At 66.6% G+C, this 20,619-nt stretch carries 21 protein-coding genes and 1 pseudogene; 11 read left to right on the top strand and 11 right to left on the bottom strand.

What is annotated here, in order from left to right; all coding sequences use genetic code 11:
- Positions 1–64 precede the first annotated feature (64 nt).
- Together G3N96_RS11550 and G3N96_RS11555 are read right to left on the bottom strand one after the other, a co-directional pair.
- Complete coding sequence (locus tag G3N96_RS11550) at positions 65–1,894, bottom strand: amino acid adenylation domain-containing protein (protein ID WP_206137293.1); 1,830 nt, start codon at positions 1,892–1,894, stop codon at positions 65–67.
- Positions 1,887–3,125 carry a thioesterase domain-containing protein gene (locus G3N96_RS11555; protein WP_206137294.1) on the bottom strand — a complete coding sequence of 413 codons (1,239 nt, stop codon included), beginning with the start codon at positions 3,123–3,125 and terminating at the stop codon, positions 1,887–1,889. The genes G3N96_RS11550 and G3N96_RS11555 overlap by 8 nt, the downstream gene beginning before the upstream one ends.
- Before the next feature lie 290 nt (positions 3,126–3,415).
- Here G3N96_RS11555 and G3N96_RS11560 point away from each other — a divergent pair, with 290 nt between their 5' ends.
- The 3 genes from G3N96_RS11560 to G3N96_RS11570 all read left to right on the top strand — a co-directional run bounded on the left by G3N96_RS11560 (position 3,416) and on the right by G3N96_RS11570 (position 7,229).
- Positions 3,416–5,011: a hypothetical protein gene (locus tag G3N96_RS11560; RefSeq protein WP_206137295.1), complete on the top strand. Its 1,596-nt coding sequence runs from the start codon at positions 3,416–3,418 to the stop codon at positions 5,009–5,011.
- Positions 5,012–5,028: 17 nt separating this feature from the next.
- On the top strand, positions 5,029–5,733 hold the full coding sequence (locus G3N96_RS11565) for an SDR family oxidoreductase (RefSeq protein WP_089495293.1): 705 nt from the start codon (positions 5,029–5,031) through the stop codon (positions 5,731–5,733).
- Positions 5,734–6,521: 788 nt separating this feature from the next.
- On the top strand, positions 6,522–7,229 hold the full coding sequence (locus tag G3N96_RS11570; RefSeq protein WP_206137297.1) for an SDR family oxidoreductase: 708 nt from the start codon (positions 6,522–6,524) through the stop codon (positions 7,227–7,229).
- Between the two features lie 31 nt (positions 7,230–7,260).
- Here G3N96_RS11570 and G3N96_RS11575 read toward each other — a convergent pair whose 3' ends face one another.
- Complete coding sequence (locus G3N96_RS11575) at positions 7,261–8,226, bottom strand: LysR family transcriptional regulator (protein WP_206137298.1); 966 nt, start codon at positions 8,224–8,226, stop codon at positions 7,261–7,263.
- A gap of 213 nt (positions 8,227–8,439) precedes the next feature.
- On the opposite strand from G3N96_RS11575, the gene G3N96_RS11580 reads away from it, so the two are divergent.
- The 5 genes from G3N96_RS11580 to G3N96_RS11600 all read left to right on the top strand — a co-directional run bounded on the left by G3N96_RS11580 (position 8,440) and on the right by G3N96_RS11600 (position 10,774).
- Positions 8,440–8,904 (top strand): RidA family protein, encoded by a 465-nt coding sequence (locus G3N96_RS11580; protein ID WP_206137299.1) that lies wholly within the window; start codon positions 8,440–8,442, stop codon positions 8,902–8,904.
- Between the two features lie 265 nt (positions 8,905–9,169).
- Positions 9,170–9,589 carry an organic hydroperoxide resistance protein gene (locus G3N96_RS11585; RefSeq protein ID WP_011352035.1) on the top strand — a complete coding sequence of 140 codons (420 nt, stop codon included), beginning with the start codon at positions 9,170–9,172 and terminating at the stop codon, positions 9,587–9,589.
- A gap of 71 nt (positions 9,590–9,660) precedes the next feature.
- The gene (locus G3N96_RS11590) at positions 9,661–9,987 is read left to right on the top strand and encodes a DUF4148 domain-containing protein (RefSeq protein WP_124584274.1); all 327 of its coding nucleotides are present in this window, start codon (positions 9,661–9,663) and stop codon (positions 9,985–9,987) included.
- Between the two features lie 64 nt (positions 9,988–10,051).
- Positions 10,052–10,378: a DUF4148 domain-containing protein gene (locus tag G3N96_RS11595; protein ID WP_124584276.1), complete on the top strand. Its 327-nt coding sequence runs from the start codon at positions 10,052–10,054 to the stop codon at positions 10,376–10,378.
- 66 nt (positions 10,379–10,444) lie between these two features.
- The gene (locus G3N96_RS11600; RefSeq protein ID WP_206137300.1) at positions 10,445–10,774 is read left to right on the top strand and encodes a DUF4148 domain-containing protein; all 330 of its coding nucleotides are present in this window, start codon (positions 10,445–10,447) and stop codon (positions 10,772–10,774) included.
- Between the two features lie 141 nt (positions 10,775–10,915).
- Here G3N96_RS11600 and G3N96_RS39180 read toward each other — a convergent pair.
- A pseudogene (locus G3N96_RS39180) lies at positions 10,916–11,301 on the bottom strand (phospholipid methyltransferase); the annotation flags it as partial.
- Between the two features lie 240 nt (positions 11,302–11,541).
- Between G3N96_RS39180 and G3N96_RS11605 the strand changes: the two are divergent.
- The gene (locus G3N96_RS11605) at positions 11,542–12,258 is read left to right on the top strand and encodes a GNAT family N-acetyltransferase (RefSeq protein ID WP_206137301.1); all 717 of its coding nucleotides are present in this window, start codon (positions 11,542–11,544) and stop codon (positions 12,256–12,258) included.
- Positions 12,259–12,306: 48 nt separating this feature from the next.
- Here G3N96_RS11605 and G3N96_RS11610 read toward each other — a convergent pair whose 3' ends face one another.
- From G3N96_RS11610 to G3N96_RS11630, 6 genes are all read right to left on the bottom strand, one after another.
- Positions 12,307–12,762, bottom strand: coding sequence for a MarR family transcriptional regulator (locus G3N96_RS11610; protein ID WP_089494888.1), 456 nt, complete (start codon positions 12,760–12,762; stop codon positions 12,307–12,309).
- A 102-nt stretch (positions 12,763–12,864) separates the two neighbouring features.
- The gene (locus G3N96_RS39690; RefSeq protein WP_277399438.1) at positions 12,865–12,993 is read right to left on the bottom strand and encodes a hypothetical protein; all 129 of its coding nucleotides are present in this window, start codon (positions 12,991–12,993) and stop codon (positions 12,865–12,867) included.
- Complete coding sequence (locus tag G3N96_RS11615; RefSeq protein ID WP_124584284.1) at positions 12,990–13,361, bottom strand: GFA family protein; 372 nt, start codon at positions 13,359–13,361, stop codon at positions 12,990–12,992. The genes G3N96_RS39690 and G3N96_RS11615 overlap by 4 nt, the downstream gene beginning before the upstream one ends.
- A gap of 195 nt (positions 13,362–13,556) precedes the next feature.
- The gene (locus G3N96_RS11620) at positions 13,557–14,657 is read right to left on the bottom strand and encodes a nitronate monooxygenase (protein ID WP_206137302.1); all 1,101 of its coding nucleotides are present in this window, start codon (positions 14,655–14,657) and stop codon (positions 13,557–13,559) included.
- 257 nt (positions 14,658–14,914) lie between these two features.
- Positions 14,915–16,171, bottom strand: a complete 1,257-nt coding sequence (locus tag G3N96_RS11625; RefSeq protein WP_124584288.1) for an MFS transporter — start codon at positions 16,169–16,171, stop codon at positions 14,915–14,917.
- A 278-nt stretch (positions 16,172–16,449) separates the two neighbouring features.
- Positions 16,450–17,376: a LysR family transcriptional regulator gene (locus tag G3N96_RS11630; protein ID WP_124584290.1), complete on the bottom strand. Its 927-nt coding sequence runs from the start codon at positions 17,374–17,376 to the stop codon at positions 16,450–16,452.
- A gap of 157 nt (positions 17,377–17,533) precedes the next feature.
- Between G3N96_RS11630 and G3N96_RS11635 the strand changes: the two genes are divergently transcribed.
- Positions 17,534–18,247, top strand: coding sequence for a 5-formyltetrahydrofolate cyclo-ligase (locus tag G3N96_RS11635; RefSeq protein ID WP_346778887.1), 714 nt, complete (start codon positions 17,534–17,536; stop codon positions 18,245–18,247).
- A gap of 198 nt (positions 18,248–18,445) precedes the next feature.
- Here the strand turns inward: G3N96_RS11635 and G3N96_RS39185 are convergent, their stop codons facing one another.
- Positions 18,446–18,625 (bottom strand): hypothetical protein, encoded by a 180-nt coding sequence (locus tag G3N96_RS39185; protein ID WP_241022597.1) that lies wholly within the window; start codon positions 18,623–18,625, stop codon positions 18,446–18,448.
- 449 nt (positions 18,626–19,074) lie between these two features.
- Here G3N96_RS39185 and G3N96_RS11645 point away from each other — a divergent pair, with 449 nt between their 5' ends.
- Positions 19,075–20,538 (top strand): MFS transporter, encoded by a 1,464-nt coding sequence (locus G3N96_RS11645; RefSeq protein WP_206137303.1) that lies wholly within the window; start codon positions 19,075–19,077, stop codon positions 20,536–20,538.
- Positions 20,539–20,619: the final 81 nt, after the last annotated feature.

Here is a 20,619-nt window from a genome sequence, read left to right on the forward strand (position 1 = left end):
TGAATTCTCCGTCTGGAAGACCCGGTGCCGCGTGCGCCATTGCGCCCGGCGACCGGGGTCGTTCTCATGCCGTTGCAAGCCGCGAGTGGATTTCTCGCGAAAGAAGGTCGATCGTGTAGTACTCGAACATGTCTTCGGCACGGAGGGACACCCCGAAGGTGGTGCTGAGCCGCAGCGACAGCGCCTGCACGCCCAGCGAATCGAGCCCGATCTCCGCGAACGGTTCGTCCCGGTCGATCAACGCATCGCTGCCCAGTCCGATCAACTGCGCCAGCGCGCGGCCGATTTCGGATTCGACGTCGTTGGCCGGCACGTCATCCGCCCGGGTGCGCTCGCTGGCCTGGCGGCAGAGGTCGACGAGCGCGCGCCGGTCTGCCTTGCCGCTCGTCGCCTGGCGCGGGATCTCCGCGACCGCGACCCAGTCCTTCGGCAGCCAGGCGGCCGGCAGCGCGTGGGCAGCGGTTTCGCTCAGCGCGCGCATCCACGCGGTGTCGTGGCCGTCGGCCAGAACCACGATGGCGGTCAGCCGGTCGCCGACGACGAGCGCGGTGGCGTCGCGCACCATCGGCGAGCGCAGCACCGCGGATTCGATCTCCGCCAGTTCGACGCGCTGGCCGTTGATCTTCACCTGGTCGTCCACGCGTCCCACGCAGTGGACGAGGCCGTCCGCATCGACCCGGCAGATATCGCCCGTCAGGTAGATGCGCGAGTACACCGGCAGGTCGCCGGTCTCGAACAGCGGATTCGCGATGAAGCGCCGCGCCGTTTCCGCGGCGTCGTTCACGTAGCCGTTGGCCAGTGCCGCGCCGCTGATGCAGAGCTCGCCCTCCTCCCCCGGCGTCGTGGGCACGATCGCGTTGGTCACGCCGTCCGCCGCGGTTCGACGCAGGTAGAAGCGCGTGTGAGAGACCGGTGCGCCGATCGGCAGCGAATCCCGCGGCGCGTCGTCGAACGGCCATGCGCTCGCCATGATCGTCGCCTCCGTCGGCCCGTACACGTTGTGGACGACCGTGTCGGGCAACAGGCGCCGGGCGCGTTCCGCGAGCGACGGACGGAAGACCTCGCCGCCGACGCAGATCGCCTTCAGGCTCGTGCATTGTTCGAAGCCCGGCGTTTGCGTGATGAGGTTGAACATCGTCGGCACGGTCGTGATGTGCGTGGCCGCATGCCGCCGGATCGCGGCCACGATCTCGACGCTGTCGATCCGGTGCGTGCCGCCGAGAAAGCACACCGTCGCGCCGATGGTCAGCGGCGCGAGCAGCTCGTGCATGGAGGGGTCGAAACACGGGTTGATGCTTTGCAGCCAGCGATCGTCCTCGCGGAAGCCGAGGTAGTCGATGATCCAGCTGAAATGATTCCACGCGGCGGCATGCGAGACGGCAACGCCCTTCGGCAGCCCGGTGGAACCGGACGTGAAGATGACGTAGAGCGGATCGTGCAGCTCGGCATCCAGCCCGAGATTGTCGGACGACAACTGGCTCGCCCGATTCAATGCCGCGTAGACGTCGCTTTGCGGCACGCCGCCGAGCTGCGTCATCGCGCGACCTTCCAGGGCCGTCAGCACGAACGCGATGCGCGCGCGCTGGACCATGTGACGCATCCGGTCCTCGGGGCACGCGGCGTCGACCGGCACGTAGACGGCCCCGCACTTCAGGATGGCCAGCAACGCGACGAGCCTGACGGGATCGTGATCCGTGCACACGCCGACGGCCTCGCCGGCGCGGATGCCGACTTCATCGCGCAGGAAACGCGCCAGCCGGTTCGCGCGCGCGTTCAGCTCACCGTAGGTCACGCTTTCGCGCTCCGAGAGGGCCGCGATTCGATCGGGTGCCGCTGCGGCGCGCTGCTCGAAGGCCAGATGCGGGATGCGGGGTGAATAGATGGATTCAGTCATCGCAGGATTCAGGACGAAGGGATTGAACGATCGAAGCGACACAGGCGACGTGCGGCTCCGAGAGCATTGAAAAGTGATTGCCGGGTACTTCGATGCCCTGCACGCGATGCTGCAGCGCGTGCGCATGCCAGTCGGGCAGCAGCGGCTCGCGCGCGTGCAGGCATGCCACGCGCGCGGCCGGGGCCGCGGCGGTGCGGTGGGACTTCAGCAAGGCCAGGCACGTGCGGCGCATGTCGAGCACCTCGCGCAGGCGGGCGGCGGGCATGCGCCGACGCAGGCAGGCGTCGATTTCGCTGTCGCTCGGCGATTCGGCGAGGACGCGATCGGCCTCCGCCGGCGGAAACATCGCCTTGAGCAGCGTGACGCGCTCCGTGCGGTCGTCGCTCACACGCTCGCGTGCCGCCAGGGCCAGCGACGGATCGAGACTGACCACGACGCCGAGGCGCTTGCCGCGCCGCTCCAGCAGGGCGGCCATTTCGCGCGCCACCACCGCACCGAACGAGTGACCGCCGATCCAGTGGAAAGGCCGGTCGTCGATCTCGCACAGTGCATCGACATAGCGGTGCGCGAGGTCCTTCAGGTCGGCGGCCTGCGCGAGTTGCGCCGGCACCCCGCGAAACGCCCGGACGATGAACGGCAGCCGCGCGGCCAGCGGCGCGAACGGCACGACGCTGCCGTCGGCGCCGTGAATCAGGGTCAGCACGGCATCGCTTGCATCGCGCGCCGCGCGTCCGGCGAGCACGCGCGTGACGTCGACGATCGGATCGACGGCCAGCTGATCGGCGAGCTCGGCTGCGGTGTGACGCCACCTGTCGCCGATGGCGGCCGCGAGCGCCGGCGCGCCGGCAACGCTCACCTGCCACGCGTTCGCCTGCGTCGGGTCGTGCGGCCGAAGCAGGATGGGGCCGTGCGCGCCGCCGCGGACCTCGAGCTCCCATTGATCGATGGCGGCGCCGGCGTCCGCGCCCCCCGCCGCGTCGAGACGATCGGCGACCCGTCGGACCAGCGTGCGGAAAGCACCGGCGATCTCGGGCGATCCGATCGTGATCGCCGGCGGAGCAGCGCCGACGGCCGAGCGTCTGCGGATCGTGATGGTCGCGTCGTTGCCGCCATCGACGCCCCGTACCCCGGCGCGGCACAACGCCGCGAGAAAACCGTAATGGAGCGGCGCTCCGAGAACCTGGGCCAGGCTGGCCCGCAGGCGCGGGGCGATATCGTCCGTCCGCATCATTCTGTATTTACCCGATTTGCAAACCGCACGTTTCTTTGAACATGCTAAAAATATATTAAATATCAAATCACCGTTGCGGAATGTGATTAGACAATCAAAATCCGTTGTCGTGAACCTGCAATATCTGACAGATATCCCTGACACAAACATCAGGTGTCATCGGCGTGAATAAAGCTGTCTGTTCTGACAGCGATCATTTCGAGAAAATAGTCGATACAATCCTCCCCCGCTCCACCCTGATACGTCTTGAAAATCAATTAAATCAACATCGGACCATCGAGAGGTTTTAAATGGAAGTGAAAGCACCTGAGAGCGAATCGGCCCGGTCGATTCGGCAAGAAATCGCGTCGTTCCTGCGCAGCAAAAGCAATCTCCCCGTCACCGCGGAACACGCGACGGAGAAGCTTCTCGCCAAATCGCTGGACCTCGACGAAATCTCGCGCCGTCGCGAGGCGTTCTCGACGCATGCGGAGATCGACAGCACCGCGGTGCTGGCGAACTACGAACTTCTACATGGCGTGAAATACCTGGATCGACTCATAAACTGCGAAAAGCAGCAAATCGATGCAAAATGTATTGTCGCCATCTTCAGAGGGACGGAAATCTGCCTGAATAACATTTCCGTCCTCGCCGACCGGATCATCGACGACCTCCGCCATTCCCGCTTCGGCGACGTGTCGGTCAAGATTTCGTGGATGAATCACTTCAACGATTCCCTGTACCGCTTTTCGCAGTTGCTGGTGCAAACGGATCTCGGTCGCAATGGCGGGGACTTCCTGTCGATCGAGGATTCATCTACCTATCAGGCGGCCGCGAAAAAAACCGAAGCGATGTACGAAGCGCTGAAATCGGCGCCGGAAGCGGTCGGCGACGTTTCGGAGAAGGACCTCGACGATCCGCAGCGCTTCACGTTCTTTCACACCTTCGTCAATACCAATTACGAAACGATCTGGCTGGCCGTGCTGCGCCACGTTCGCGTGCCGGGTGTGTTTCGTCTCGAGGGCGAGAGCGCCGAGCAGTTCTATCAGCGGGTCGTGCAGAACGACGAGGTGCGCGATGCGGTCACCTGCGTCGACCTCAAGGATCCGACGTATCTGATGCAGTTCCGTGCGTACCACCAGATCAGCGAAGTCCTCGTGGGCCTCGTCAACGACGTGATCGCGGATTCGATTCTGGCGCTCGTGAACGAAGCGAACGAGTCGTTCGAGCATGAGGCGACGTCGCTGGCGCTGTGCAACAAGTTGCTGCAGATCGTCACCGACAACATCAAGCCGATCGTGCGTACGCTGAGTCCGAAGGCTTACTTCGCGATCCGGCCGGCGCTTGGCATCACGAGCGGTTCGCACTCGCACAATCTGCGCAAGGGGCTGTTCCTGACGATCTACCCGCTGCTGGTGCGTTCGCTCCGCCTGCGGCTGATGCAATTCAACGACACGGCCGCGCGCGACGACGACGCCGTGCTCGAGCAGGCGCAGCAGGTGCTGCGCCTGAACACGCAACCGGCGCTCGCCGCGATGATTCGTCAGACGGTCTACGTGTACCAGTACGTGCGGACGTGGCGTGACGAGCACATTCAGTTCGTCAAGACGCAGATCGGCGTCAGTCCTGAAGACAACACGCCGACGGCCTCGATTTCGGGCGCCGAAAACGCGGCCCAGACCGCGCACAACTTCCGCAACTCGCACATGAACGATCCGATCGGCCCGCTTTACGAGGCGACGCTCGGCAAACGACCGCCCGCCCCGTTCTCGATCGTCCATCCGGGACGTTTTGACGAACACATGGCGTTCTTCACGGCGAATGCGGTCAAGGCGATGTATGCCGACGTGCAGCAACGCGCGCAGCGCAAGCGCGACCGCGGGGTCCGCACGGGGGGCGCGTCGTGACGACTTTGCCGCTGGTGATGGTGACGGGCGCGAGTTCCGGCATTGGCGCGGCGGTCGCGCGTGCGTTCGCGGCGCTCGGGCATCCGCTGCTGCTGGTGTCGCGGCGGTTGGCCGAGCTGCAGGCGCTCGATTTGCCCAACGCCGCATGCGTCGCGGCGGACGTGACCGACGAGCGTGCGGTGCGGGCCGCGGTGCAGGCCGCCCAGGCCCAGTTCGGCGGTGTCGATTGCCTCGTGAACAGCGCTGGCACGATGCTGCTCGGCGAGCCGCTCGAACAATCGGCCGACGAACTGCGAACCATGCTGGACGTGAACGTCGTCGGGACGATGAACGCGATTCAGAGCGTGCTGCCCGGCATGATCGAGCGGCGGAGAGGCAGCATTTTCAACGTCAGCTCGATCACCGGCCGTCAGGCCTTTCCATTTCATTCGGCGTATTGCGCATCGAAATTCGCGGTGCACGGCATGTCGGCCGCGCTGGGCGCCGATCTCGGCCAGCACAATATCCGCGTGTCGACCATCGCGCCGGGCGTGGTCGACACGCCCCTGCTCGACGCCACCACGTCGGAGTCCGCCAAGACGATGTTTCGCGAGTGGATGAGTTCGCTGGCTTCGGTTCTGCATCCCGACGACGTCGCACGCGCGGTGTGCTTCGCCTATGCGCAACCTCAGCACGTCTGCATGAGGGAGATTTTCCTGACGTCCACCGCGCAAACGTCCTGAAGCGAACCCGCTCGCGATGCGTCGTGAGGTGTCGGGCAGACGGATCGGGCCTGGGCTGCCGCAATCGCGAGCGAACTGCCGGCGGAGGGTGCCGGCTGGCCCGATCCCGCCGGTCGAAAACCCTCGAAACCCGACTCGATGAATTGCGCCCCGAAGGCCGGCTAGCGATCCGGCTTTTGGGGCGCTTTTCATGGAGCGCTGTCCGCCGGTCGCGGACAGGTGCCCCACTCACCTGCCTGCCGCCTCGCAAAGACTGTCCATCCGTATCCGGCGGGCGCTGCTGACCGCGGCATGCTCGGCTACCGAGACTGACGCGTTTGCCGACGGGTCAGTTTTGAAATTAAATCACGCTATTGTGATAAGAAAAGTTATCCAGACGCCAGTGTTGCGTTATCCAACTGCGTGTTCCGCGGCAGACGAATCGGCTCGTCAAATCGTTCGATAATCGGTCGCCTTCGGTGAGGTCGCGCCACGCTTGAGCATTCGCGCAGCGCATCGAGGTATCGAGGTATCGAGGCATCGAGGCGCTTGAGCGAGACGTCGAGCGCCGATTGGGCGGGCCGCCGCCGCGATCCCCGGCCCGTGGCCGCCTGCTCCGCGCGTCCACGTCCCGACGGGCTGCCCTGACCGCAGTCCCTCACCCCACCCCGCATTTGTTCCCCCGACGCAAGACTGTTGCTCCACGGTGGGTATTCGAGATCGCGACCGGCGCGCCTACAGTTCGCCCATCGGATTCACGGATCCGGTCGGCACCGAAGCCGGGAACCCTTCACCTATCGAGGCAAATCATGAGCGCATCCAAAGTCATCATCATCACCGGCGCATCGCAAGGCATCGGCGCGGCAACGGTCGACGCATTCCGGGCCCGCGGCCATCGCGTCGTCGCAACGTCACGTTCGATCGGGCCGTCGAACGATCCCGACCTCGTCACCGTCGCGGGCGACATCGGCGACGCGGCTGTCGCACGGCGCGTGGTCGACGCCGCGATCGAACGCTTCGGCCGCGTCGACACGCTCGTCAACAACGCGGGCATCTTCATCGCGAAACCGTTCACGCAGTACACCGCGGACGACTACGCGCAGATCACGAACGTCAACCTGAGCGGCTTCTTCCACGTCACGCAGCATGCGATCGCCGCGATGCAGAAACACGGCGGCGGCCACGTGGTCAGCATCACGACGAGCCTGGTCGATCACGCCAACAGCAACGTGCCGTCGGTGCTCGCGTCGCTGACGAAAGGCGGACTGAATGCGGCGACGAAGTCGCTCGCGATCGAGTATGCGAAGGCCGGCATTCGCGTGAATGCGGTGTCGCCCGGGATCATCAAGTCGCCGATGCACGCGCCCGAATCGCACGCGACGCTCGCGTCGCTGCATCCGGTCGGCCGCACGGGCGAAATGAGCGACATCGTCGACGCGATCCTGTACCTGGATTCGGCGCCGTTCGTCACGGGCGAGATCCTGCATGTGGACGGCGGCCAGAGCGCCGGGCATTGAGGCGCGGCGTCGACACCGCGAGCCGGCGCGCCTAGCGCGATGCGCCGGCCCGTTTGGCGCGTGTCGCGGCCGGCGGCCTGGCGGGCGCTTGCGCCAGATGCTCGACGAGAAAATCGACGAACACGCGCACGCGCGACGACAGAAAGCGCGCATGCGGGTACAGCAGCATGAACGGCCGCGACCGGCCGCCGAGGCCGGGCAGCACTTCCACGAGCGTGCCGGCCCGCAGATCCTGCTCGACGATGAAGCGATAGGTCTGGAACAGGCCCGCACCGCTGCGCGCGAGCGTCACACCGGCAAGGTAGTCGCCCGACGTACCGTAGCTGCCGGTCGTCGCGACGTCGATCCCGTCCGATCCATCGCTGAACAACCACGGAATCGCTCGCCCGCTGCTCGGCAGCTCGAACTGGATGCATTCGTGCGCATGCAGGTCGTCGACGGCGGTCGGCATGCCCGCGCGCTTCAGGTAGCCGGGCGTCGCGACGATCACGAGTTCGGCATCCTCCAGCTTGCGGGCGATCAGGTTCGAATCGGCCGGCGCGCTGCCGCGGATCGCGAGATCGTAGCCTTCCTCGGCGAAGTCGATGTTGCGGTTACTCAGGTGGGTGTCGACGCGCACGTCCGGATACCGCTCGCGAAACGCCGGCAGCAGCGGCAGCACGCGATAGTGCCCGTACGGTGTCGGCATGCTGATCCGCAGCACGCCGGCGGGCGTCGCCTGCTGGCCGGTCGCCTCGCGCTCCGCGTCGACGAGTTGCGACAGCGCGTCGCGACATTGCTCGAAATAGCGGCGGCCGGAATCGGTCAGGCGGATCTGGCGTGTCGTGCGCACGAACAGCCGCACGCCGAGACGCGCCTCGAGCCGCGCGACCGAGCGACTGACCGCGGCCGGCGTGACGCTCGCCGCGTTGGCCGCCAGCGTGAAGCTGCCGAGTTCGGCGGCGAGGCAGAACAGCTCGATGCTGCCCAGCAGCAGATCGTCGAATTGGCGTTGCATGAGGCGATTCCTGTCGTCTCCGGCGCGTGGCGCGCGATGGAGACGAGTGTGCATGAATCCCGCACGGGAAACCAGCGCGCGTGCATCGCGTGATTCGTTACACCGCGTCGTGAATCAATTGCGCGGCTGACATTTACCGGCTTCGGCCGCCTGACTACAGTGACTCGCAGGCAGCACCGATCGCCTGAACCCTTTTCCCGCAAGGAGCATGACATGACCGTCGAACAGAAGCTGGCCGACCTCGGCCTCGCGTTACCCGAACCGCCGAACCCGCTCGGCAGCTATACGGCCGCCAGCGAAGCCGGCAACCTGCTGTTCGTCTCCGGACAACTGCCGCTGGTCGACGGCAAGATTGCCTATACCGGCCGCGTCGGCGAGCAGTTGAGCGTCGACGAAGGCAAGCATGCCGCCCGGCTCGCGGCGCTGAACGTGCTCGCGCAGATTCGCCGCCACCTGGGCGGATTCGAGCGCCTGCGCAAGATCGTGCGCGTCGAGGGGCATGTGAGTTCGGCCGACGGCTTTTTCGGGCAGCCGGCCGTGATCGACGGCGCGTCGGACCTGTTCGCCGCCGTGCTGGGCGAAAAGTCGGGCCACGCGCGCTCGGCGTTCTCCCAGCGCCAGTTGCCGGCCGATGCGGCCGTGATCCTCGTCGTGATCGCCGAGATCGACCCGGCCTGACCGATCGGCCGCCCTGCGGGGCGGCCCGCCATTCCCGGGGCGTTTTCACCTGCCCTGCCCGGATGCGTCGCGCGTCGTATATCGGGGGGCGATCGCCGGAAAGCCTTCTCCCGCAAGGCTGTACACGTATCCAGATACATTGAAATACAAAATATCGGATGCGATTTAATCGAATGCGCTTGACTGAGCGGGTCGTCTCGACGAAACTCCATCGCATGCGATCGAATCGCATCTGAAACAAACCACCCAACTGACGGAGCAAATGATGAGCAAGATCGAAAAAGTGCTGTACACGGGCAAGACGCATACGACTTCGGGCGGCCGTGACGGCGCGGCGCGCAGTTCCGACGGCCGCCTCGACATCCAGTTGTCGTCGCCGGGCAGCGCCGGCACCGGCACCAACCCGGAGCAGCTGTTCGCGGCCGGCTGGTCGGCCTGCTTCATCGGTGCGATGCAGCTTGCGGCGCGTGCCGCGAAGGTGACGCTGCCGGCCGATCTCGCGGTCGACGCCGAAGTGGATCTCGGCACCGCCGGCAATGCGTACTTCCTGCAGGCCCGGTTGAACGTGAGCGTGCCGGGGCTCGATCGCGACGTCGCGCAGCGCATCGTCGATGCGGCGCACCAGACCTGCCCGTATTCGAAGGCGACGCGCGGCAACATCGACGTCGACATCCGTATCGCTTGAACGATGCAACAGGCGGCCTGGCGCCGCCTTCCCGAATACCCGATTTCCTTTCTTTCTTTTTGAGGTGAATGATGAATACCCGACTGATCGCCGCCCTTCTCGTCGCTGTTTCGGCCACGGTGGCCGCACCGGCGTTCTCCAGCGAATCCACCGTGACGCGTGCGCAGGTGCGCGCCGAGCTCGCGCAGTTGCAACAGGCCGGCTACCCGCTGAATCGCGCGACCGACGCCACCTATCCGAATGATCTCCAGGCTGCACTCACGCGGATCCATGTCGTCGATGCGGTCGCCAGTAACGAGCAGGCGTCCGGCTACGGCAGCAACGGCGAGGCGGTAACGCAATCGGGCCGCCGGCATGCGCTCAGCGTGGCCGACCGCTCGGTGTATTTCGGCCATTGAGCGCGACGCATCGTCGATACGCGAACCCTGCATTTCTTCTATTTCTCTTCTGTCGAGGTAAATCATGAAAACCCAATTGATCGCCGCCCTTCTCGTGGCCGTTTCCGCATCCGCTGCCGCACCGGCGTTCGCCGATGCAGCCGCCGTGTCCCGCGCACAGGTGCGCGCCGAGCTCGTCCAGCTCGAACAGGCCGGGTATCGGCCGGGCCGCGCGAACGATCCGCACTATCCGGACGATCTGCAGGCCGCGCTGACGCGCATTCACGCGAACGACACCGCAGTGGCCGACGCAGCGACGTCCGGTTACGGCAGCGATGCCGCCGCCGCGACGCAGTCGGGCAGCCGGCATGCGACGCGAATCGCCGAACGCTCGATCTACTTCGGCCATTGAACGACACCGCGAACGGCGCCGGTGGCCGGCGCGCAACTACTGAATTCCATTTTCTTGTCGAGGTGAATGATGAAGACCCAACTGATCGCTGCCCTTCTCGTTGCCGTGTCGGCTGCCGTTGCCGCGCCGGCGTTTGCCGGTGACGGCACCGTGACGCGCTCGCAGGTGCGTGCGGAACTGGCCGCGCTGCAGAAGGCCGGCTACCTGCCGAACCGGCCCAACGACCCGAACTATCCGGACAATCTCCAGGCCGCGCTGCGCCGGGTTCACGACACCACTGCAGTCGCGGCCGAGTCGCAGGCGTCCGGTTACGGCAGCGACGCCGGCAGTGCGACGCAGTCGGGCAGCCGCAGCGCGGTTCGCACGGCCGAGCGGTCGATCTACTTTGGCCATTGAGCATGGCGCGTCGGAATCGTCGCGCAAGGCCGGACAACGTGTGGGAGCGTGCGATCGAAGCCGCGCAAAATAGTTGCTTCCGCAATCGCAATCGCGCAACGGCCCCGCAACGGGCCACTGCGGGCCGGCCGCATCGATCCGGCGTTCGAAGCGATACACGATGGCGGCCGGGAAGTTCATCCACGTGACGCCGATCCTGACGGCACGAATACGCATGGCCTCTAGATGGCGCGCCGGAACCGGGCCGCGCGGCCCACACGTGAACGAGTAGAACGCGCCGTCGGCAGCCAGAAGACGCGCGAACGCGCAATGAACGAGCGCGGCGGCCTGTTCGACCGGCATCGCGACGAGCGGCGGCCCGCTTACGATCGCATCCGCGCGCGCCCCGTCGAAGCAGTCCCCTGTCAGCCGAGCTGCGCCGCATCCATCCGCCTGATCCGCAACGCGGGAAACCGATGTCGCAACGCGTTCGCGAAAGCCGGATCGGCTTCCTCCAGCACGAGCCGGTCGCTCGCGACGCCGCGCGCGGATGCCGTCGATCAGCGCCGTCCTTCGTGCGGGCTGCAGCCTGCCCAGCGGCGCGACGCGGCGCAGCAGGGCCGTCACGCAGGCTTCCGGCCACCGGTTGCCGAGCGCGTCATGCAACAGGCCGCCCGCGACGCTGCCGAGCGCCGTGACGACGATGGCTTCCGGCCGTGTCCATGCGCCCTGCCCGCCCGATCCCGGTCTATGCTGTGCGATCGAAACCTTCAGACGAGGAGCAGCCGATGTCCGATGCAACGACCGGAACCGCGCCAGGCCGTGCGCACCCGCTCGACCGAGTGGTGTGGAATGCGCTGACGGGCAGGCAGCGCCGCTTTGCGGTCGGCCACGACCGTGCATGGCGGTTTCCGGCGGCCGTCGCGCCGTTTGCCGCGATCGAGGATACGAGCGCGGCATCCTTCGACGCGTTGCGCGCGCTGATCGCCGCTCACGGGCCGGCGGCACTGGTCACGCCGGACGAGATCGAGCCGCCGGCGGGATGGTCGGTGATCCGGCGCGCGAATCTGTTGCAGATGGTCTGGCAGCGGACGCTCGACCCGGCGCCTGAATCGGGTTACGTCACGCTCGGCGAAGCCGATGTGCCGGACATGCTCGCGCTGACGACGGCCGCGCAGCCCGGCCCGTTCGGCCCGCGCACGTTCGAGCTCGGCCATTACCTCGGCATTCGCAGCGAAGGCCGGCTGGCCGCGATGGCCGGCGAGCGGATGCAGGTCGACGGGTATACGGAGATCAGTGCGGTCTGCGTGGACGCCGCGTTCCGGCGGCAAGGGCTGGCGGCGCGCCTGATGCGGGCGTTGATTGCGGAGATCGATGCGCGCGCGGATACGCCTTTCCTGCACGTCCTGACGTCGAACCAGGTGGCGATCGAGCGCTATCTCGCACTCGGTTTCGCCGTCCGCCGCGAGATGAACCTGCTGGTGCTGGGCGACGGGCACGCATGACGACGCGGCCGGCACGCGGGTCGTGCCGGCCGCAGCGTGACCCGGCGTTTATTCGTCGGTCGACCGGATCAGGTTGCCGCGCAGCGTGACGATCGCCTTCTGCATCTTCGCGAATTCGTCCGGCTTCAACCCGGTGGCTTCGACCAGGTTCATGTCGAGCCCCTTCTCGCGCACGCGGCGCCCGCTTTTCGTCAGGCTGACGAGGACCTGGCGTTCGTCCGACGGATCGCGGTGCCGCTCCAGATAGCCCATCGCCTCGAGCTTCTTCAGGATCGGTGTCAGCGTATTGGATTCGAGGAACAGCTTCTCGCCGAGCTGGCCGACCGTCTGGTTGTCCTGCTCCCACAGCGCAATGATCGTGATGTATTGCGTATACGTGAGGCCGAGCGCTTCGAGGATCGGCTTGTAGGCCTTGCCGAACGCAAGATTCGTCGAGTAGATCGCAAAGCAGAGGAACTCGGACAGCTTCGGATCGGTGTCGGATGGGGTTTCGGTCGGTTTCATGAACGTCCTCCAGCGACGCGAACGGCCGCAGATGGACGCATTATATATCGCGTGCGATATTATCGGAAGCATGATAATCGGTCTCGATGAATCGGCGCGCCGTCAGTCCGCCCTGCGGCGCTTGCCGGTCCGGGTACGGCTGACCGACAGCAGCGAGCATTGCACCGGATGCGCGATTTCGGTCGCGAGCCCGCCCGCGGCAAACAGCAGGATCATCAGCCAGCGTTTCATGCGTCCTCCACGACCGAGAGGCTCGCGCCGTTGGCGACCGTCGCATCGAGCGCATACGGGTCGACGCCGTCGAGGCAGCCGAGATTGACGCGCCAGCAGGCGGGGTCCATGCGCGTTTGATGGAACGGATAGATGCCGCAATGGCTGCAGAAATAGTGACGGGCCGTGCGTGTGTTGAACTGGTAGCACGTCAGCGCGCCCTCGCCTTCGACGATCTTCAGTTCGCTGGCGGCGAACATCGGGCTCATCAATGCGCCGCGCCGGCGGCACAGGCTGCAGTTGCAGCGCGTCGCCGGCGTCACGGCCGTTCGGACTTCGAATTGGACGGCCCCGCAATGGCAGGACCCTTTGAACCAGGTTGCAGACATGGTGCACTCCCGAAGAGGTCATGTCTGCTTTATAGCGGAGGCCCGAAGCTGCGTTGTATCGCGATGTATCCGCGGTTCGTGCAGATACAGAACATTGCAAATTAGCCGCGGGCGGTGACAAATCGGCGCGGCGATCAGGGTGCGTTCACCGATCGCCGGCATGTGGCTGCGGCCCGTTGCCCGCGATTCGTGCGCTCAATCCAGCACGTGCTGCAGCCGCTCGATCGCCGCCCGCGTTTCGCGTTCGAGCGCGGCGAACAGCTCGGCCGCCGGCAGCGACCGCACGAGCGGCGCCGCCTGCCCGGCCCACTGCGCGCCGTAGCCGAACTCCCCCTTTGCCTTCGCGGCCGCGTGCAGCGCCTTGCCTGCGTCGTACGCGATCGGGTACGCGGGCGTGGCCGGCGCGTGCGGGTCATCGCCGAGCGCGGTCAGCCGGTTCGCGAGGCCGCGTGCGATCCGGCCCGAGATCGCGGCCGTGAACGTCGTGCGGCGGGCCGCGTCGCCCAGCAGCGCACGGCGATAGCCGTCGTCGATCGACGTCTCCGGGCACGCGACGAACGCGGTGCCGAGCTGGGCGGCCTGCGCGCCGAGCGCGAGCGCGGCGGCGATCCCCTCGCCGTCCATGATGCCGCCGGCGGCGATCACCGGCAGCGGGCATTCGCGCACGATCAGGCGCGTGAGTGCGAACGTGCCGAGGCGATCGTCATGCGCGGTCGAATCGAACACGCCGCGGTGCCCGCCCGCCTCGATCCCCTGCGCGACGATCGCGTCGATGCCGGCGGCGGCGATCTGGCGGGCCTCGTCGAGATGCGTCGCGGACGCGAACAGCGTGACGCCCGCACGCTTCAGCGCGGCGATCACCTCCGCGGACGGCAGCCCGAAATGAAAGCTGACCACGGCCGGTTTTTCTTCGACGAGCAGCGCCTGCATGGCTTCGTCCGCGACGAAGCTCGTATAGATCTCCGACAGCGTGGCGGGCGGCGTCGCGCCGTATTCGCGGAACACCGGCGCGAGCCAGTCGAGCCATGCGCGTTCGACGGCCGCGTCGGCGTGCGCCGGCTGGTGGCAGAACACGTTGATGTTGAACGGCCGGTCGGTGAGCGCGCGCGTGTCGCGGATCATCTTGCGGGCGCCGTCGGCGTTCGTCGCGCCCACGCCGAGCGAGCCGAGCCCGCCCGCATTCGACACGGCGGCCGCCAGCGCCGGCGTGCTGACGCCGGCCATCGGCGCCTGGATGATCGGGGCGCGCATGCCGAGCGTGCGCAACAGCGTCCGGTTGTCGGTCGATTGATTCATGTCGCTCCTCTCCTGCAGGATTCGTCATCGAAATGCGTCGGCCGGATGCGGGCCGACGCGCGTGTGTCGGGTTCGGATCGGTGCGCGTTCGTCGTGCGTTGCACGCGACCGGTCATGTGAGCGTCATGTTGGAAACGGTGGGTCACCGTGCGGTGCGGCGGTATCTGCAATGCTGGCGATGCACGTTGTTTCTGCTTTTCGGCGCGCACCGGTCACTGCGCTCATCCTACGCCAGCCCGCGTTCCGCCGGCCAGCCGCTATCGGCCGCGCGCCCAATGCGCGAGCCCCGCGCAGGCCGCCAGCAGCGCGCCCGTCACGAAGAACACCGAATGCAGCCCGAGCGCGACGCCGATCTGCCCGCCGATCACCGGGCCGACCACCTGCCCGCTGAACTGCGCGGACTGCAGGTAGCCGAGCATCTGCCCGGTCGCGCGCTCGTCGACCGATTGGCGCACGAGCTTGCCGATCGACGGCAGCAACCCCGCGAGCGACATGCCCATCAGCCCGCGCAGCGCGGCAAGCTGCCACCAGTGCGTGACGAACGCCTGCGGCACCATCGCGAGCGCGGTCAGCAACAGGCAGCCGATGATCACGTTCCAGCTGCCGATCCGGTCGGCCAGCGCGCCGAGCCGTGCGGCGGTCAGCATGCTGCCGAGCGCCGAACACGCCATCACGACGCCGGCGACACGCGCAAGGTGGTCGCCGCCCACGCCGAGGCCGCCGATATAGACGGTGATGATCGGTTCGATCGACATGTTCGCGAGCAGCACCATCATCGCCGTCACCAGCAGTGCGGCGACCGCTGCACGATTCGTGCGGTGCGGCGTGCCGGCCGCGGCGCTCGAGGTGCGCGTGCTGGCATCGGTGCCGGCATGGAAGTCTTCCTTCACGACGAAGATCGTCAGCAGCGCGGCGACGGCGATCATCGCGCCACCGGCGAAGAACGTGCCGCGAATGCCGACCCAGCCCGGCAGCAATCCGCCGACGAGCGGCCCGACCAGGTTGCCCGCGAGCGCACCGGTCGACAGGATGCCGAGCGCCCAGCCCGCGCGCTCGCGCGGCGCCTGCGTGCCGACCATCACGGTCGACGCCGACGCGTAGCCGCCGACCAGCCCCGCAAGCAGCCGCAGCGCGACGAGTTCGACGACGTTGTGCGCGACGCCGATCAACGACATCACGATCGCCATGCCGATCGCGGCACGCACGAGCATCGGCTTGCGGCCGAAGCGGTCCGCGAGGCGGCCCCACAGCGGCGCGGTGACGGCCGTGCCGAGAAACGTCGCGCCGAACGCGACGCCCGACCACTGGATCACGGCCGATTGCGCATCGACGCCGAGTTGCCGCACGTACAGCGGCAGGAACGGCAGCAGCATGCTCAGGCTGACGAGCGTCGTGAACGAGCCGAACACGCAGACGGCGAGATTGCGTCGCCAGTAGCGCGTGTTGCGTTCGGCGTAGCTGGCGGCGGGTTGCTCGGCCCGTGCCGTGGCGGGGGCATGCGAGATCGTGCTCATTGCGCGCTCCCCGTCGAGGCCAGCTGTGCGGGAAGCCACTGCGCGACGAAGATGGCCGGCGACGGCGCGAATGCGAAACGGGCGCTCCCGATGCCGGTGAGCACGCGGTGTGCCAGTCCGAACGCGCGGGCGCGAGGCTGGACGGGAAGCGCTTGATGCATGTCGACCTCCATTCGCTGAACGGGCGCCATGCGCGACCGTTGGTTGAAGGAAGTCTAGATTGAGCTGGTTATCGGGAGAATCCCCGTCACACGAAAGCCATTCTTCCGCATCGCGGTTCAATCGCCGTCGGTAATGGCCGCCAGCCGCGCGAAATGCTCACGCAGGCGCGGCGCCGCGAAATCGACGAATGCGCGCACCTTCGGCACCGCAAGGCGTCCGTAAGGCGTGACGAGATGGATGGGCAGCGGCGCGTGCTCGCTGTCGCTCAGCACGATGCGCAGCGTGCCGTCCCGCACCGGTTCGGCGACGTGATACGAAAAGAGCCGCGTGACGCCGTGCCCGGCGACGGCCGACGCGACCGCGCCGCGGATCGTGTTGATGATGAAGCGCGGCGCGAACTGGACGACCTGCGGCAGCGCCGACGGCGTGGACGGCGGGAAGCTCCACGAGTCGAGGCCGAAATGCGTCATCGAGATGATCCGGTGCTGCGCGAGATCGGCCGGCGTCTCGATTGCCGGATGCTTCGCCAGGTAATCGGGCGACGCCACGACGACCCGCCGTACCGCGCCGACCGGAATCGCGACCAGCGTCGAATCGGACAGGTGCGCGATCCGCAGCGCGACGTCCATTCCTTCGTCGATCAGGCTGACGGGACGGTCGAGCAACTGCAGCCGGATCGACACGGCCGGATGGCGTTCGATGAATTCGTCGAGCAGTGCGCGCAGCACGTCCTCGCCCGCGGCGACAGGCGCGGTGACCGTCAACAGGCCGCGCGGCGCCGAACGTTCGTCGGCGACCAGCATGTCGGCTTCCTCGAGATCGGACAGGATGCGGCGGCACGCGGCCGCGTAGCGTTCGCCGGCCTCGCTGAGCCGGATCGTCCGCGTCGTGCGGTACAGCAGCGCGGTGCCCGTGTGTTCTTCAAGGAACGCGATCGCGCGGCTGACCGCCGCCGGCGACCGGCCGAGCTTCCGGCCCGCGCCCGCGAGGCTGCCCTCGTCCAGCGTGGCGACGAACACCTTCATCGCATCGATTCGATCCATGGTGTGTCAGCGGGTGCGAGCGGTCGTGGAGTGGGCGGTGGGCAAGCGAGCGTGCAGTCTACCGCACGCGGGTGACGCGCTTTGCGCGGGGGATACTGCGCTTGCCGTTTTGGCCCTACAATGCGCGGGCGAAGAAACCGCATGATCGGCCGTCAGGGTGCCGCGTTCATCGAACGCAGCGTCCGACATTCAAGCGGTTCCGCTGAATAACCAACAACATCCAACAGCACACATGAAAAGAAGAACATTTCTCGCGCTGCCCGCCGTGACAGCGTCCGGCATGCTTGTCGGCTGCGCCGACGCCAACATCGGCCCCATCACCAATCGCATGATGAAGGACCCGGAATACCGGGAGACGCTGTCGGCGTTTCTGATCAGCGCGGACGGAAAGAAACTCGTCGTGATCGGCAAGCAGTACCACTACATTTTCGATGTGCCGCCGGCCCTCGCCGTCAATCTCACGGCACCCTATCGCTCCAAGCTGTATACCGATTTCGACGATTTCGAGACGCACGGCGACAAGATCTCGGGGCGTTACGTGTTGCGGCTCGCGCGCGAGGACGCACCGGCCGGCTCCGAGCTTCGCGAGCGTGCGCTTGCGGACGGTTTCAAGGACGGGCGGTTTGAACTGACGGAGAGAGGCACGATCACCGGAAAGCGTTACCAGCCGAACGATGTCACGCCTTCGTCGATCCCTCAGGCGTTCAATCACGCGTACAACGTCACGGTGATCGAGCGACCGTCGATGCTCGGTAAGGGGGCGAAGATCGCGCTGTCGCCGATCACGATTGCAGCCGATGGTGCGCTCGGGCTGCTGGGTGTCGCGCTGGCGCCGATCGCACTCGTTACGATCCTCGTCCTGGCCCACTAGCAGGCTGTTGAGAAACGCTTTTGAGTGGCATCCGCACCCCACATTCGGGGTGCTTTACCCCTTACCCAAGTCGCGCGAGCCGCGTGTAGGACGTTTTAAGAGGTCGGCAGTTTTCGGCGCGACCCTCTCGCAACGTTTTTCAACAGCCTGCTAGGGCCATTGCAACGCGGCGACCGCGTCGCGCATCAGCGGAATCCATCACCAGACGAGCTCCGCGATTGTGCGACCCATGTCGCGACCGGCCTGTCGGTGCGCGTGGAAAGCGAGCGCGGCCAGCACGCGAACAAGCGCCTGGCGCTGCAGGTGCTGCAGGTGCGGTTGTTGCAGGAAGCTGACCGTCACGCGTCCGATGTGCGCCGGCAGCGGCGGATGCAGCACTTTGCGCTGGAGCGCGGCAACCCCGTGCGCGTGTTTTACGGGGCGGCGTTTTTGCCGGCTGACTTGAGCACGACGGCGTGGCCGCCGGCGGTAGTTGCGCCGGTGGTCTCTCAACGGGCCTCATGGTTTTCCCGGCCTGCCGGTTGCATGAGCGCGCACCCGGTTCCAGTGCACGACCGCGCGCCACGCAGGCTGCGCGGGCCTGCCTCACGCGTGCCGGCCGCCGCGTGTTCCGCACCCTTTCTGCGCAGGAAAGGACGCTTGAAACATCCGCAATTATCACGTGCCGCGGATTTGCCCACCATGTGTCCAACGATCGGTACAGCCCGCCTGCCCGGCCCTTTCACGGCCCCCGCGGTGCGTGCCGCCACGTCGTGCGACCGGATGCAGCGCGCCGGTCGCGAACGGCCGGGCCTCGCGCCACGGCGTATCGATAATCAGGAGACACAATGAACAGCCATTCCCTCGATCTCGGCGGCAACGCGGGCGGACCCGCGCCCGCACGACCGCCGTCCGCTGCCGCCGGCGCCGGCGCCGATGCGTCGGCCCGCCCCGCCCGCCGCGTCACGCTCGGCGATTTCATGGACGACCTGCCGGTCGGCGCGTTGCACCGGTTCGTCGTCTGGGTGATCGGCATCGGGCTGTTCTTCGACATGTACGAGATCTTCCTCGTCAGTACGATCGGTTCCGCGTTGCAGAACGAATATGGGTTGAGCCGGCAGAGCACCGATTTCAAATTGCTGCTGGCATCGGCGTTCATCGGCATGTTCGTCGGCGCGATGTGCCTCGGCAGCCTCGCCGACCGCATCGGCCGGCGCAAGGCGTTCCTGCTGACGCTCACGTGGTACAGCGCGTTCTCGCTGGTCGGCGCGTTTTCGGTGAATGCCGACATGCTCGTTGCGTGCCGGTTCCTGACCGGCATCGGCGTCGGCGCGATCTATCCGGTTGCCGACAGCTTCCTGTCCGAGATCCTGCCGAAGGAAAAGCGCGGCAGGCTCGCCGCGTGGGCCTATACGACTTCCTATGTCGCGGTGCCGCTCGTCGGGTTTCTTGCACTATGGTTGAACCCGCTTCATGTCGGCGGTGTGGCCGGCTGGCGCATCATCCTCGCGATCGGCAGCCTCGGCGCCGTGTACGTGCTGCTCGTCCAGCATCGGCTGCCGGAGAGCCCGCGCTGGCTGCTCGCGCAGGGTCGCACCGCCGACGCGCATGCGGCATTGCGGCGCTTCGCGGAAGGCACCGGCGTGCGCGTGCCCGAGCAGTTCGCGGAGCCGGTCGAGCCGCAACGGCCGCTCGGGCTTGGCGAGCGTATCGCGCTGCTGCGACGCGAACCGTACGGCGCGCGCTACGTGATGCTCGCGATCTTTCACCTGTTTCAGGGCTTCGGTTATTACGGGTTCGGTACGCTGGCCGGCACGGTCGTGAAAAGTCGCGGCTTCGACGTGACGGACAGCACGCTGTTCATCGCGCTGTCGTTCATCGGCTATCCGATCGGCTCGCTGCTGTCGATTCCGCTGCTCAACTGGATCGAGCGCCGCACGCTCGTGATCGTGTCGATCCTGTCGATCGCCGCGTTCGGGCTGTGCTTCGCGTATTCGGGCAATACCGCGCTGATCGTCGGCTTCGGGTTCCTGACGACCTGCGCGTCGAACGTGTTCAGCAACGCGTATCACGTGTACCAGGCGGAGATTTTCCCGGCGCGGGTGCGCTCGACGGCGATTGGCAGTACCTATGCGCTGTCGCGCATCGTCAGCGGTGCGCTGCCGTTCATGTTGTTGCCGGTGCTCGGCGGTTATGGCGCGGGTGCGATGTTCGGGGTGATCTCGGTCGCGCTCGGTATCGTCGCGGTTACGCTGCGGGCGCTCGGGCCGCTGACGACGCGGCGCAGTCAGGATGAGATTAATCCGGTTTGAGGGGTGGGCGGTGTTGGGGGCGCGGAAACGTGCTCCCTCGTCACGATTGATGTTTCGCGGTATCTGGCGCTTGCCGATCCA

Source organism: Burkholderia sp. Se-20373, assembly GCF_017104705.1.
Taxonomy (GTDB): domain Bacteria; phylum Pseudomonadota; class Gammaproteobacteria; order Burkholderiales; family Burkholderiaceae; genus Burkholderia.